The 14338-nt window shown below is 66.3% G+C and carries 15 protein-coding genes; 9 read left to right on the top strand and 6 right to left on the bottom strand.

From position 1 onward, the window contains the following. The gene (locus VI123_RS16515) at positions 1-675 is read right to left on the bottom strand and encodes a glycosyltransferase family 2 protein (RefSeq protein WP_336339160.1); all 675 of its coding nucleotides are present in this window, start codon (positions 673-675) and stop codon (positions 1-3) included. Between the two features lie 186 nt (positions 676-861). Here VI123_RS16515 and VI123_RS16510 point away from each other — a divergent pair, with 186 nt between their 5' ends. The 3 genes from VI123_RS16510 (at position 862) to VI123_RS16500 (ending at position 3365) form a co-directional block, all read left to right on the top strand. Continuing rightward, a complete protein-coding gene (locus tag VI123_RS16510) occupies positions 862-1284 on the top strand; it encodes a cobalamin B12-binding domain-containing protein (RefSeq protein ID WP_336339159.1) in 423 nt (140 codons plus the stop codon). After that, positions 1281-2330, top strand: coding sequence for a methylmalonyl Co-A mutase-associated GTPase MeaB (gene meaB / locus VI123_RS16505; protein WP_336339158.1), 1050 nt, complete (start codon positions 1281-1283; stop codon positions 2328-2330). Before VI123_RS16510 ends, meaB begins: the two co-directional genes overlap by 4 nt. Positions 2331-2423: 93 nt before the next feature. Beyond that, positions 2424-3365, top strand: coding sequence for an alpha/beta fold hydrolase (locus VI123_RS16500; protein WP_336339157.1), 942 nt, complete (start codon positions 2424-2426; stop codon positions 3363-3365). Between the two features lie 3 nt (positions 3366-3368). Here VI123_RS16500 and VI123_RS16495 read toward each other — a convergent pair whose 3' ends face one another. From VI123_RS16495 to VI123_RS16475, 5 genes are all read right to left on the bottom strand, one after another. Then, entirely contained in the window at positions 3369-3755 is a 387-nt protein-coding gene (locus VI123_RS16495; protein WP_336339156.1) for a Zn-ribbon domain-containing OB-fold protein, read from the bottom strand. Then, positions 3752-4918, bottom strand: a complete 1167-nt coding sequence (locus VI123_RS16490; protein ID WP_336339155.1) for a thiolase domain-containing protein — start codon at positions 4916-4918, stop codon at positions 3752-3754. The genes VI123_RS16495 and VI123_RS16490 overlap by 4 nt, the downstream gene beginning before the upstream one ends. Positions 4919-5072: 154 nt before the next feature. Continuing rightward, positions 5073-5270 (bottom strand): DUF5800 family protein, encoded by a 198-nt coding sequence (locus VI123_RS16485; protein WP_336339154.1) that lies wholly within the window; start codon positions 5268-5270, stop codon positions 5073-5075. 59 nt (positions 5271-5329) lie between these two features. After that, positions 5330-5971 carry a transcriptional regulator GfcR gene (gene gfcR / locus VI123_RS16480; protein ID WP_336339153.1) on the bottom strand — a complete coding sequence of 214 codons (642 nt, stop codon included), beginning with the start codon at positions 5969-5971 and terminating at the stop codon, positions 5330-5332. Between the two features lie 278 nt (positions 5972-6249). Continuing rightward, complete coding sequence (locus VI123_RS16475) at positions 6250-7122, bottom strand: hypothetical protein (RefSeq protein WP_336339152.1); 873 nt, start codon at positions 7120-7122, stop codon at positions 6250-6252. 59 nt (positions 7123-7181) lie between these two features. Between VI123_RS16475 and VI123_RS16470 the strand changes: the two genes are divergently transcribed. From VI123_RS16470 to VI123_RS16445, 6 genes are all read left to right on the top strand, one after another. Continuing rightward, positions 7182-8171 (top strand): aldo/keto reductase, encoded by a 990-nt coding sequence (locus tag VI123_RS16470; RefSeq protein WP_336339151.1) that lies wholly within the window; start codon positions 7182-7184, stop codon positions 8169-8171. A 54-nt stretch (positions 8172-8225) separates the two neighbouring features. After that, the gene (locus VI123_RS16465; RefSeq protein WP_336339150.1) at positions 8226-9302 is read left to right on the top strand and encodes a TrmB family transcriptional regulator; all 1077 of its coding nucleotides are present in this window, start codon (positions 8226-8228) and stop codon (positions 9300-9302) included. Positions 9303-9535: 233 nt separating this feature from the next. Further along, the gene (locus VI123_RS16460; protein ID WP_336339149.1) at positions 9536-11077 is read left to right on the top strand and encodes an extracellular solute-binding protein; all 1542 of its coding nucleotides are present in this window, start codon (positions 9536-9538) and stop codon (positions 11075-11077) included. 76 nt (positions 11078-11153) lie between these two features. Further along, on the top strand, positions 11154-12134 hold the full coding sequence (locus VI123_RS16455; protein WP_336339148.1) for a carbohydrate ABC transporter permease: 981 nt from the start codon (positions 11154-11156) through the stop codon (positions 12132-12134). Between the two features lies 1 nt (position 12135). Next, positions 12136-13131 (top strand): carbohydrate ABC transporter permease, encoded by a 996-nt coding sequence (locus VI123_RS16450; protein ID WP_336339147.1) that lies wholly within the window; start codon positions 12136-12138, stop codon positions 13129-13131. A gap of 4 nt (positions 13132-13135) precedes the next feature. Next, positions 13136-14338 (top strand): ABC transporter ATP-binding protein, encoded by a 1203-nt coding sequence (locus VI123_RS16445; RefSeq protein ID WP_336339146.1) that lies wholly within the window; start codon positions 13136-13138, stop codon positions 14336-14338.

Raw genomic sequence — 14338 nt, 5'->3', positions numbered from 1 at the left:
TTAGCGAAAGAGGAGGACGCGAAACACCGTGTCGGTCATCCGGAGCGGGTAGAGCACGAGCGTGTCGAGGCTGAACTGCGACTCGCCCTCGTCCCGAATCGGCATCTCTATCGAGACTTCTTCGATGCGGTGACCCCGTTGGGCCGCGTCGAGGGTCTGCTCGACCGCCCAGTGGTTGTCCGAGCGGTGGAGGATGTCGGCCAGCGCCGACACGCGGTAGACGCGGAAGCCGCTGGTCACGTCGGTGATGTCGATGCCGCCGAGCTTCCGCACGACGGTCGTAAAGAAGGTGATGCCCAGACGCCGGACCAGCGGGTAGTCGTCGATGCTCTCGTTCAGGTAGCGGCTGCCGATGACCATGTCCGCGTCCTCCGCGTGGGCAAGCAGCGTCGGAATCTTCTCCGGGTCGTGTTGCCCGTCGGCGTCGACCTGCACGACGAAGTCATAGTCGTGGCGGATGGCGTACTGGTAGCCGGTCCTGACGGCCCCGCCGACGCCGGTGTTGAACACGTGGGTGACGACGTGTGCGCCGTGCTCGCGGGCGATGGCCGCGGTGTCGTCCGACGACCCGTCGTCGATGACGACGACCTCGTCGACGTACTGGCTGGTCCCGTCAATCACCGACCCGATGGTGCTGGACTCGTTGTACGCGGGGATGACGGCGACTGTTCGCACTGTGTGAGACGCCGCTGGCGGCGAACTTAGAATTGTCGTTCCGTGAACTCGTTCCGCCCCGGACCGCCGGCCCGACTGCGACCGGAGAGAGCGGGGCAAACCGGCCGCAGTGGCGGGTATCTGTAAATGACATGGTTCATCATGAACATGGTAAGAATGAAAACACACGGCGCGGTACGTACTGGCATGAGTGTCGAGCAGGAGCAGACGGAACGGACCATCAGGTGTCTGGTGGCGAAAGTCGGACTCGACGGCCACGACCGCGGCGCACACGTCATCGCCCGGGCGCTCCGTGACGCCGGCTTCGAAGTGATTTACTCGGGACTCCACCGAGCGCCGGAGGAAGTCGTGCAGGCCGCGGTCCAGGAGGACGTCGACGTCGTCGGCATCTCCATCCTCTCGGGGGCGCACAACACGCTCGTCCCGAAGATTCTCGACGGCCTGAAGGAGTACGACGCCTTCGACGACCGGCTCATCCTCGTCGGCGGCATCGTTCCCGACGACGACAAGGACGAACTCCGCGAGCTGGGCGTCGACGAGATATTCGGGCCGGGCGCGTCGATGGAGGAGATGATAGACTACATCCACGAGCACGCGCCCGAGCGATGAGCGACCTCGTCGAGGACCTGCTCGCGGGCAAGCACAGCGCCCTCGCCAGGGTCATCACAAAGATAGAGAACCGGTCGCCGGGGTACCGGGAGATAATCTCCGCGCTCCACCAGCACACCGGGACGGCCGATGTCGTCGGCGTGACCGGCAGTCCCGGCGCGGGCAAGTCCACGCTGGTCGACAAAGTGGCGGCGACCTACCGCGAGCGGGGCCAGACCGTCGGCGTCATCGCCATCGACCCGTCGTCGCCGTTCTCCGGCGGCGCAGTGCTCGGCGACCGGATACGGATGGCCTCGAACGCCGGTGACATGGACGTGTTCTTCCGGTCGATGTCCGCCCGGGGCTCGCTGGGCGGGCTGTCGACGGCGACGACCGACGCCGTGACCGCGCTGGACGCCTTCGGCAAGGACAAGATAATCGTCGAGACGGTCGGGGCGGGGCAAAACGAGGTCGACATCGTCCGCACCGCCGACACGGTCGCGGTGCTCGTCCCGCCGGGCAGTGGCGACGACGTGCAGATGCTCAAGGCGGGCATCCTCGAAATCGGCGACGTGTTCGTCGTCAACAAGGCCGACCTCGACGGGGCCGACCGGACGGTCCAGCAGCTCCGTGAGATGCTGCAGGGCCGGAGCGGGCGGCCCGACACCGGCCACCACGGCGCGACCGAACTCGCGGCCGCCGACGCCGCGTCCGCCGACGACCCCGCGGAGGGCGACATGGAGGCGTGGACCCCCCCAATCGTGGAGACGGTCGCCAACCGGGGCGAGGGCGTCGAGGACTTCCTCGGCGCGCTGGCCGACCACGGAGACTATCTGGACCGGACCGGCCGCCGCGAGCGGCAGGCGCGCGAGCGCTTCGCCGCCGAGATTCGGACCCTGCTCAGAGAAGACGCCAACGAACTGCTCTCCGACGAACTCGACCGACGGGGCGGCATCGAGCAGTACGTCGACGCCGTCGTCGAACGCCACACCGACCCGTACACGGTCGTCGACGACGTGCTCGCGCCGCTGCGGGAGTGTCTCGACGAGCCCCGCGACGACGCCTGACCCGGCCGTGGCCGCCGCCGAACGGGCCGGCCCGGCTGAGTTACCCGCCGTTCTCCAGCATGTATAACACGCCCCGGGCCCCAAGGCACTACCATGAAGTTCCGCAAGGCGCTCGGTGCGGTCGTCGGTGCGGTCGGCGCGACAGCCGCGGCCAACCGCGTACTCCAGTCGCGGGCCGGCGCGTTCGAACCGATGCTCGACGGGGAACAGGGGACGTACCGCTGGCGCGGGTTCGACGTCGCGTACACGGAGGCCGGCGACCCGTCGGACCCGGACCTCGTGTTGTTCCACGGCATCAACGCCGCCGCCAGCAGCCACGAGTTCCACACGGTGTTCGACACGCTGGCCGAGGACTACCACGTCATCGCGCCGGACCTGCCGGGCTTCGGACACACCGACCGGCCGCCGCTTTTGTACTCGGCGTCGCTGTACACGGCCTTCGTGCGGGATTTCATCGAAGACAACACCACCGACGCGACCGTCGTCGCGTCGTCGCTGACCGGGGCCTACGCCGCCAGCGCGGCGCGGGAGGTCGCGGTCGAGGAACTCGTGCTCGTCTGCCCGACGGACTCCTCGATGGGGAACCGCACCGTCTGGCTCCGCTCGCTGCTGCGCGCGCCCGTCGTCGGCGAGGCCATCTACAACCTCACCGTTTCGAAGCCCTCCATCCGCCACTTCCACGCCGACCACGGCTACTACGACATGGACAACCTCACCGACGACGTGGTCGACTACGAGTGGCAGAGCGGCCACCAGCCCGGCGCGCGGTTCGCACCGGCGTCGTTCGTCTCGGGCTTTCTCGACCCCGAGGAGGACCTCGGCGAGGTGCTGGCGAGTCTCGACGTACCAGTGACGCTGGTCTGGGGCGAGGACGCGGACATCACGCCGCTGTCAGAGGGCCGTGCCCTGGCCGAACAGGCCGACGCGATGCTCGTCGTGTTCGGCGACTCGCTGCTCTTGCCCCACGTCGAACACCCCGAGGCGTTCGTCGACGTGGTCCACGACAGGGTGACGTCGGTGACGGTCGAGAACTGAGTTTCAGCGCGGCCGGAACACGACGGCCCGTTCGCCGGTCGTCACCCGCTCGCCGACGTCGAGACCGACCACGTCGTCGATGGCAACCTCGTCCGGGTCCACGTCGCGGACCAGTCCCGTGACCGAGACCGGGCCGAAGTCGACGATAGCGGTAACGTAGGGGGCGTCGTCCTCGAACTGCGGCGTCGGGACCGTAATCGTGGTGTGGCTGGCAATCTCGCCGGAGTCGGGCAGGTCGACCCGCGAGAGGTCCCGCTCGTGACAGCGAGGGCACACCTGTCGCGGCGGGAGCCACCCGTGGCCGTTCGGACATTCGAGGTAGTAGCCCTCGCCGGACTCGATGCTGTCGAGCCACTCGTCGTACTCCCCGTCCCGTGCGGATTCGGTCATTCCTGCACCTCCATGACGTGGACGGTCGTGGACGCCACCGTGCCGCCGGCGTTGTGTGCGACGCCGACGGTCCCGTCGGGCACCGCGTCGGCCCGCGGATGGGAGCCGTCGAGGAGCCAGGCCACGGTGGCCAGTTGGGCGACGCCGGTCGCGCCGACCGGGTGGCCCTTCGCTTTCAGCCCGCCAGAGAGGTTCACCGGCAGGTCGCCGTCGCGGGTCGTCTCGCCGTCCCGGGCGGCAGCGATGCCCTCGCCGCGCTCGTAGAACCCGAGCGACTCGATTGCGAACACCTCTGCGATGGTGAAACAGTCGTGGACTTCGGCGACGTCCACGTCGTCGGGCCCGACGCCGGCGTCGTCGTAGGCCTCCTCGGCGGCCTTGTCCGCGGCGGGCGTCTGTGCCAGGTGCGGTCGGTCCTGCAGCGCGAGGTTGTCGCCGCCCTGTCCGGTCCCGGTGATAGCGACCGGGGCGTCGAGGTCGTGTTCCGCGGCGTAGGCCTCCGTCGTCAGGACGGCGGCCGCGGCCCCGTCGGTTATCGGACAGGAGTCGTACAGGCCGAGCGGGTCCGCAATCGTCGGGGCCTCCAGCGCGTCCTCGACGGTGATTTCCTTCTGAATCTGGGCGTGCTCGTTGACCAGCGCGTGCTCGTGGTTCTTGACGGCGATGTGGGCGAGGTCCTCGCGGGAGCCGCCGTACTGGGCGAAGTACGACCGAGCCATCAGCGCGTACGCCCCGGGGAAGGTCATCCCGGCCCGGACCTCGTAGAGGTCGTCGGCGGCGATGGCGAGCGCGTCCGTCGCCGCGGCCGTCCCGATGTTGGTCATCCGCTCCGCGCCGCCGACGACCACGACCTCCGCCTCGCCGTTCCGAATCGTCTTGACGGCCTCGCGGATGGCCGCACCGGCCGACGCACAGGCGGCTTCGACGCGAGTGGCGGGGACGTCCAGTCCGATGGCCTCGGCCATCAGCGGCCCCTGGTGGCCCTGGTGTTCCGCGAGCTCTCCCATGAAGTTGCCGTAGTAGAGCGCCTCAGCGTCCTCCGGGTCGATTCCGGCCGCCGACAGGGCTTCGAGCCCGGCCTCGGCGAACAGGTCCCGACCGGTCCGCTCGGGGTGTTCCCCGAAGTGGGTCACGCCGGCCCCGGCGATTCGTGGGTCTGACATTATGACCCAGTGTGCGCTGACGGCTTAAATGCCTACTGCTCGGGTGCTTAATTAGCGGGTATTCGCGGCCGAGAACGCCTGAAAACGGAATACGCGGTCTCGGAAATAGTTAGTTCCCACGAGGGCGCTAACACCGTCGAAGGTACGAAACCCCTTAGTTCACTATCTCGGCGATGCGCTGGGGTTCGCCCGACAGCGCCGGCTCCGGTTCGACCATCTGTAGCACTTCGTGGTCGGTCACGTTCGGATACGATTTCTGGAGGGCGTCCTCGATGAGGGCCTTTTCGAGGCGGAACTCCGTTCCCTCGTAGACGACGTCCACGCCCTGTTCGTCGAACGACAGCACAGTCATACACCAGTGTACGCACGGCACGGATAAAAGGATAGTCTCTCGCCGTCCGTCGGCCCCGATTACGAATCGCCGTCGCTGCCGACCCGGATGACCTGTAGCAAGGAGTAGACCGGAACGCCGCGGATGTCGCCGACGCCGCGCTTGTCCGCCAGCACGACGCAGGCCACGGGGTTGCCGCCCTGCTCGTGAATCGCGTCGATGGTCTCGCCCATCGTCTTGCCGCTCGTGATGGTGTCGTCGACGACGTAGCAGTCGCGGTCCCGAATCTGTGCGAAGTTCCGGGAGAAGGAGCCGTCGGTGGTCTCGCTCTCGTCGTCGTCCCACTGGTGTTTGGTCGGGGCGTACGTCCCGAGGTCGGTCTCCAGTTCCCGCGCGACGGTCGTCGCGAGCGGCGCGCCAGCCTTCTCGATGCCGATGGTGAGGTCCACGCCGTCGCCTTTCTTCGAGAGCAGGTCCGCCATCGCGGCCCCGGCGTGGTACAGGCGGTTGCTGTCACGACCGACGGCGGACCAGTCGACGTGGATGTCGTGGGGGCCGCCGCCGTCGCCGCCCGTGTCCGGTTCCGTGCCGGTGCCGCTGCGTTCGACAAGCCAACTCGCCGTCTCCCGGGAGACGTTGAGCTCGTCGGCTATCTCGCCCTTCGAGAGGCCACGCTGTGCCAGGTCGGAGGCACTGTCGACGAGGTCGTCGATGTTCTTCATACACGTATCTCCGTGTGCGAGGATTTAATAGGCAGTGTTCTACACCCACCGAAAATTTATTTACAACAGCAGTTGTACCGTTCTATCGGCTGGGAGCATTCCCCTGCTATCCGGGGGTCGTCGGCGGTCCGCCGCCGCCCCCGACCCGGCCGACGCCAACCGCCTGTCTGCCACAGTGCATGGTTGTATCCGGGGCCGCACGCACCAGCGGTCCGGCGGGACTCCCCCCGTCACCGTTTCTCCGTCGGTGCCACGCAGCGTCCCCCGACTCGCCCGCTTCAGCCGTCGCTCTCGAACGTGTAGAGTCGCTGCTCGCAGGTCGGACAGACCAGCGTCTCGTCGGGGTTCTGGCGCGGCCCGAGGTGGCCGCCACAGCAGGACACGGACGACGACTCGACCAGGTCGGAGCCACACACCGGACAGCTATCGAGGAACATCCGGAAGGCCTCCGCGCCGGCGACCCTGAGTCGCTCGTCGTCGACCCGCTGGCCCAGCACCTCGTACGCCGCGAGTTCGGCGACGACGACCGGGCGGGCGAGGAGTCGCTTGGAGTCGGCTCCGACGGCGACCCACTCAGTGCCGTCGTCGTCGGCGTACGGCTCCGCGTGGTCGACCCCGTCCAGTGAGTCCTGTAGCGTCGCTGCAAGGCTATCGAGCGGTTGCGCGGCCAGGTCGTCCATGCGCTCGTACCACGCGGTGTCGACTGCCGCCGCGAGGAACAGTTGGTCGCCCTCGGCTTCGATGACGCCGGCCGCCACCAGCTTCCGGAGAACGGTTTCCCCGTCCATCTCCGTGCCGTCAGCCAGCGATTCGCCTTCGTCGGGGGTGTCGCCGGCCTCGGTGCCACGGGACGATTCCCCGTGGAACCACTCGTCGGGGACGGGCGAGGCCGCCACCAGCCGCGGGGCGAACTCGGGGGTGTACGGGACCACGTACCCCCGGAGGTATATCGCCGCGACGCCGACGAGGGCGACCAGCAGACTCGACAGCGGTCGCTCGCGCGCACGGAGGAACAGCACGACGACCCCGACGAGTCCGAGATTCAGAACCGTACACGGCCAGCATCTGTCGGCCCCGGTGTGGGACTCCTCGCGGAGGGCGGCAAGCGCTTCCATCGGGTCGGTTTCGTCCGGTGTGGATACGCGATTCATACCGGACCAACGTCGGGGAGTCCCAAAATTCTTTAACAACAGCTGTGGTACGAAGTGTCATGAGCGATTCGTCGGTGACGTACACCACGCTCGGGTCGACGGGGCTGGACGTGTCCGAACTCTGTCTGGGAACGATGAACTTCGGGAGCGCGGAGCCCTGGATGCTAAACGACGAGGCCGAGAGCCGCCGGATACTCGAACGGGCGCTGGACCTCGGTATCAACTTCTTCGATACCGCCAACGCGTACTCGAACGGCGAGAGCGAGCGGATACTGGGCGACGCCGTCGACTCGGCCCGCCGGGACGAGCTGGTCCTGGCCTCGAAGGTGTACTTCGACATGCACGACGGGCCGAACGGCAGCGGTCTCTCGAAGAAACACATCGTCGACCAGTGTCACGCGACGCTGGACCGTCTCGGCGTCGACTACCTGGACCTCTACCAGATACACCGGTGGGACGACGACACGCCCATCGAGGAGACGCTGGACGCGCTGACCTATCTCGTCGACGAAGGGCTGGTCCGCTACATCGGCGCGAGCACGATGGCCAACTGGAAGTTCCAGAAGGCGCTGTACACGGCCGATATCGAGGGGTACGAGCGGTTCGTCTCGATGCAGCCGGAGTACAACGCCGTCGACCGCCACGAGGAGGCGAACCTCTTGCCGGTGTGTGAGATGGAGGGGGTCGGCGTCATCCCGTGGTCGCCCCTGGCCGGCGGCTTCCTGGCCGGGAAGTACGAGCGCGGTGACGACCCCGACGAGGGGCGGGCGAGCACGGACGAGTACACGGCCGACCGGTTCAGCGAGGAGAACTGGGCGGTCCTCGACGAGGTGCGTGCTATCGCCGACGCGAAGGAGGTGACGCCGGCGCAGGTCAGCCTGGCGTGGCTCTGTCACCAGGACGTCGTCGACGCGCCGATAATCGGCCCGCGGACGATGGCCCAACTGGAGGAGAACGTCGGCGCGCTCGCCGTCGACCTGACCGACGAGGAGTCGGCCCGCATCGAGGCCCCGAAACAGCCACACTGGCCCGTCGAGGGCAAGGACTGAGCGCGGACCAACAACCATGTACGTTAACTGCGTACTCAGTTTCCCTGTACACACATGGACGACAGCGAACTAACCGATATCCTCGAAGACGCCGGGCTCTCCCCGTACCAGGCGGAGGCCTACGTGGCGTTGCTGGGGCTGGGGACGGCGTCGGCGACGGACATCGCCGACTCCTGTGACGTTCCGGACCCGCGCATATACGACGTGCTCCGGGACCTGGAGTCGAAGGGGTACATCGAGACGTTCCAGCAGGACAGCCTGACCGCCCGCGCGCGCAACCCCGACGTGGTGCTCGAGGACCTGCGGTCCCGGTCGAGCAAGTACCTCGACGCGGCCGAGACCATCGAGGAACGCTGGAACCAGCCCGAGATATCCGACCACGAAGTCAGCATCGTCAAGCGCTTCGAGACGGTCGTCAGCCGGGCCAGGGAGCTCATCGGGACGGCGGAAAACCAGATTCAGGTCGGCGTGAACCCCGAGCAGTTCTACGCGGTCCGGGAGGAACTCGTCGCCGCCCACGACCGCGGCGTGAACATCAAGCTCAGCATCTGCACGGGCCCCGGCGAGGAGGTCCCGCCGCTATCCGACATCGAGGGGACCTGTACGGAGGCCCGGAACCGCGAGATTCCGGCCCCGTTTTTCGTCCTCGTCGACCGGACCTGGACGTGCTTTGCGCCCCATCACGACTCGGTCAACGAGTACGGCGTGCTCGTCAAGGACCGTACTCACACCTACGTCTTCCACTGGTTCTTCCTGACCTGCCTGTGGGAAATCTGGGACACGCTGTACACCGAACGGACCCCCGAGACGCCGACGACCTACGTCGACCTCCGTCACGCCGTCCGCGACATCGAACCCCTGTTGAACGAGGGTGCGTCGATCGAGGCCGTCGTCAGGGGGTACGACACGGAGACGAAGGAGTCGGTCGAACTGACCGGGCGCATCACCGCCGTCGACTACACCGGGAGTAGCATCGGTCGGACCGACCCGGTCCCGCTGGCACAGCTGGCTGGCCGAATCAGTGCCACGCTGGTCACCGACGACGGGACGTACGAAGTCGGCGGCTGGGGAGCCGTAATCGAGGAAGTCGAGGCGACCGAGATTACGATTACGGACGTGACCTACGAGTGACCGGAACGCTCGGTCAGCGGGCCGAATAAACGATACCTCAGTTTCTGCGTTTGAGCGTCTCCGTGTAGCAAACGGTCGTTTGAGTTAACCGACCGTATATATACTAAACATTTTATACAGATTCGATTAGTCAACAATATACCAGTATCCACTCCGTGAGAGGGTTGATTAACAACACCTGTGGTTAATTATGGATAACCTTTATGGTGTGTGCGGGATAGCTCAGAATAGACATGTCGGACAATGGCACAAGCGGCGAGCGGAGCTCGACAGGCGTTTCCCGGCGACGGTTCGTCCGTGCCGCCGGAGCAGCAGGTGTCGTCGGCGGACTGGCGGGCTGTGCTGACTTCGTCGGCGGTGGCGGCGACGGTGGCGACGGCGGCGGCGGTGACGGTGGCGACGGCGGGTCCACCGGCGGCGGCAGCGGCGAGGAGACGACGACCGTGCAGTGGGGCTTCGACCCGGTGGCGGTCCAGAACAACGGCGACGCTATCAGGCAGGCCCTGCATGACAACGGCCTCCCGGACTCAATCGAGATACAGTTCGTCCCGCGTGACCAGGACACCGGCGCGGCCCGGTCCAACTACAACCGGCTGCTCTCGGCCGGCGAGACGAACCCGGACATGTTCCTGATGGACAACGGCTGGACGAACATCTTCATCCAGCGGGGCCAGCTGCAGAACCTCACGGAGACCCTGCCCGAGGACCTCCTCTCGGACGTGTCGGACAACTACTTCTCGGCGTTCACCGACACGGCGCGGAACCCGAGTAACGGGAACCTCTACGGCGTCCCGGTGTTCCCGGACTTCCCGACGATGCAGTACCGCAAGGACCTCGTCGAAGAGGCCGGCTACAGCCCCGAGAGCAACAACTGGGCGACCGAACCGATGACCTGGGAGGAGTGGTCGAACATCGCCGCCGACACCTACGACAACGCCGACGTCGACTTCGGGTTCACGACCCAGTGGGACATCTACGAGGGGACCTCCTGCTGTACGTTCAACGAGGTCATGTCCTCGTGGGGCGGCGCGTACTTCGGCGGCCGCGACAACCTCTTCGGACCCATCGGCGACCGCCCGATTACGGTCAACAACGAAGAGGTCATCAACGCCCTGAACATGATGCGGAAGTTCGTCCACGACGAGGACTTCGGCGGGCAGTTCGAGGGCTACGGCGGCGGCTTCACGCCGACCCAGATACTCGGCTGGATAGAGGAGGACGCGCGCGCACCGTTCGCCAACGGCAGCGCCGTCTTCCACCGGAACTGGCCGTACTCGCTGGCGCTCACGGGCCGGAACCCGGAGGAGACCGACGACCCGGTCCTCGGTGAGGACCTCGGCGCGATGCCGATTCCCTACGCCGTCCCCGAGAGCGAGGCCGCACAGCCCGGGACCGGCGGCACGACCGCCGCCCTCGGTGGCTGGCACATGACGGTCAACCCCAACAGCGAGCAGCTAGACGCCGTGACGCAGGTCATTCGCGCCGCGATGCAGCCGGACTTCCAGCTCACGCTGCTGTCCGTGCAGGGGTGGCTGCCGCCGCGACCCGAACTGTTCGACTCCGACGAGGCCCGGAACGTGCCCGTCGTGGGCCGGTACATGGACACGCTGCAGGTCGCCGGGAACAACACGATGCCTCGGCCGGTGACGGCCGTCTGGAGCGACCAGTCCAGCAACATCGCACAGCAGGCCAACCGCGCGGTCGGGCAGGAGGCGTCCTCGGCCGACGCGATGGCGACGCTCGAATCCGCACTCGAAGAGACCGAGCAGACCTGACGACGGGATAGCTTTACAAAAAGCCCCCTGTGATTATTTATCATGACACATTCAAACGACGGACGGAGGTAACCGAATGAGCACAGAAACCGGCCGTGAGTCAAGGCGCTCCGGGGTCCTCGTGGGCGTGATGCGGTGGATGGAGAACCTCAGCGACACGCAGTACGCGTACCTGCTGTTAGTGCCCGTGTTCGTGCTCCTGGGGGTCGTCGCGCTGTATCCGCTGTTGCGGACTTTCGAGCTGTCGCTGTTCGCGCTCTCGCCGGACTTCTCGAGCACCAATTTCGTCGGTATCGGGAACTACGTCGAGCTGTTCACCGGGGAGAAGAACCGGTACCTGCCGGGCGGGACGACGTTCCTCCCCGAGGGCTTCGGGCTCAGCGGACTGCTGAACAGCGCCCTGGTCATCACGATAGTGTTCGCGGTCGTGAGCGTGTTCTTCGAGACGCTCATCGGCCTGGGGCAGGCGCTCATCCTCGACCAGGACTTCTACGGTCGCCGGTGGATTCGCGCGGCAATCATCATCCCGTGGGCCGTCCCAATCGTCATTCAGGGGATGGTCTTCTTCCTGATGTTCAACTCGAACATCGGGTTCCTGACGCCGCCGCTCGCCGACCTCGGGCTGTTGGCACCGACGAACACCCTCAACGACACGCCGAGTGCGACGTTCATCGTCATCGTCGCCGACATCTGGAAGACCTCGGCGTTCATGGCGCTGCTCATCCTGGCGGGGCTCCAGAGCATCGACCGGGGCCTGTACGACGTGGCGAAGGTCGCCGGCGCGACGAAGTGGCAGCAGTTCAAGCTCATCACGTTCCCGCTCATCCTGCCGACCATCGGCGTCGCCGTGCTGTTCCGGTCGGTGCAGGCGATGCGGGTGTACGGCATCATCGACACGGTGTCGAGTTGTACCGTCGTGCCGTCCCTTTCGTGTATGGTCGTCGCCACGTTCACGACCCGCGAGGGGACCTCGGCGGCCATCGCGTTCGTGACGGCCGCGATAATCGGCATCGTCGTGATGGGGCTCATCGTCTGGCAAGGGGAGGACGCTATCTGACATGGCTACGACAACCGACTCACAGGAGAGCGACGGACCGCTACAGCGGTGGACACAGAGCGCAATCCAGAACCCGGACAAGGTGTACCGGGCGCTGTTCTACGCGGCGATGGTGTTTTTCCTGGTGACGACGCTGTTCCCCTTCTACTGGCTCGTCGTCCTGGCAGTGACCCCTGAGGGGAACTTACTCGCCGGGAGCTTCCTCCCGACGGTGAACCTCTTCGGCGTCAGCGGGACGTTCCCGCTGCCGGTGCCCAAGGGGTTCAATCCAGGTGCCTTCGTCACCGTCTTCGAGCAGGTGCCGTTCCACCTGTACATGCTGAACAGCTTCGCGCTGGCGGTCACGACGACCGTCATCGTGCTGTTCGTGGCGAGCCTGGCTGGCTACGTGTTCGGTCGCCTGCGGTTCCCCGGCCGCGCGCTGCTGATGCTCGGCATCCTCGCTATCAGCTACTTCCCGCCGGCCGCGTTCGTCATCCCGCTGTTCCAGGCGTTCGCCGGTAACGCCCCGATTACGGTGCCGTTCACCGACATCCCGCTGTTTACACCGCCCCGGATGCTGAACACGCCGGGGTCGATGGTGCTGCCGTTCAGCGCCCTGTTCATGCCGCTGTCCATCTTCATCCTGACGACGTTCTACGGCCAGATTCCGGACGGCCTGGAGGACGCCGCGCGGGTCGAAGGGACGACGCGACTGGGCGCGCTGTTCAGGGTCATCATGCCGCTGTCCGCGCCGGGCGTGGCGACCGCGGCCGTGCTGACGTTCATCGCCGTCTACAACGAGTACTTCTTCAGCTCGATTATGGCGACCTCGCCGGAGGCGACGAACTGGTCGCCCATCGTCGGCGGCATCCTCAGCTATCAGACCCAGTACACGACCCAGTACAACCTCATGGCGGCCGCGAGCATCGTCGGGGTCCTCCCCGTCGTCATCCTCGTGGTCGTCGCACAGGAACGCATCGTCAGCGGACTGACCTCAGGCGCACTCAAGGAGTAACACAATGGCACGAGTACGACTCGAACACGTGACGAAACGCTACGACGACCAGGGTGACGTGGTCACCGCGGTCGACGACATGAACCTCGACATCGACCACGGGGAGTTCATCTGCTTCGTGGGGCCGTCGGGCTGTGGGAAGTCGACGACGATGGAGACCATCGCCGGGCTGACGATTCCGACCGAAGGCGAAATCTACATCGGCGACCGCGAGGTGACGAACCTCCCGCCGAAGGACCGCGGCATCGCGATGGTGTTCCAGAACATCGCGCTGTTTCCCCACATGGACGTGTACGACAACATCTCCTTCGGGCTGCGCCTGCGGGACTACCCGCAGGACGAAATCGACCGCCGGGTTGAGCGGGCCGCCGACATCGTCCAGCTAGAGGGGATGCTCGGCCGGATGCCCGAAGAGATGTCGGGCGGTCAGCGCCAGCGCGTCGCCATCGCCCGCGCCATCGTGCGCGAGCCGGACGTGTTCCTGATGGACGAGCCGCTGGCGAACCTGGACGCGAAGCTCAAGGTCCACATGCGGACGGAACTCCAGCGCCTGCACAAGGAACTGGACACGACCATCATCTACGTGACCCACGACCAGGAGGAGGCGATGACCCTGTCGGACCGCATCGCCGTCCTGGATTCGGGCCAGCTCCAGCAGATAGACCCGCCCCTGACCTGCTACAACGAGCCGGACAACCTCTTCGTGGCCGGCTTCATCGGCTCGCCGTCGATGAACTTCATCGAGGGGACGGTCACCGAGGACGCCCTGGAGACGCCGAACTTCTCGCTCGCGTTCAACCCCGCCTCGGTCGAGGGCGTCAGCGTCGGCGACGACGTGACCCTCGGCATCCGTCCGGAGGACATCTACCCGGGCGACCTCCGGGAGGAAGTCCCCGACCCGTCGGGGATGATACAGGCCAGGGCGGACATCCTCGAACCGATGGGCGACGAGATATTCGCGTACTTGCTGCTGGGCGACGGCGAGACGTCCATGGACCAGGAGATGGCGACGAACGACCAGTTGCTGATGAGCATCGACCCGGACTCCGACCTCGCGGAGGACGAGCAGGTCGGGGTCGTCATCGACCGGCGGAACGTCCACCTGTTCGACTCCGCCACGGGCGAGGCCATCGTCCACGACCTCATGCCATACGAGACAGAGGAGACCGCCTCCGGAAGCGGCGGCGAAGTGGAGTCCGACGACTGA

It is taken from the genome of Haloarcula sp. DT43, assembly GCF_037078405.1.
Lineage (GTDB): Archaea > Halobacteriota > Halobacteria > Halobacteriales > Haloarculaceae > Haloarcula > Haloarcula brevis.
The sequence above is the reverse complement of the archived record's forward strand: the minus strand, read 5'-3'. Positions and strand labels throughout refer to the sequence as shown.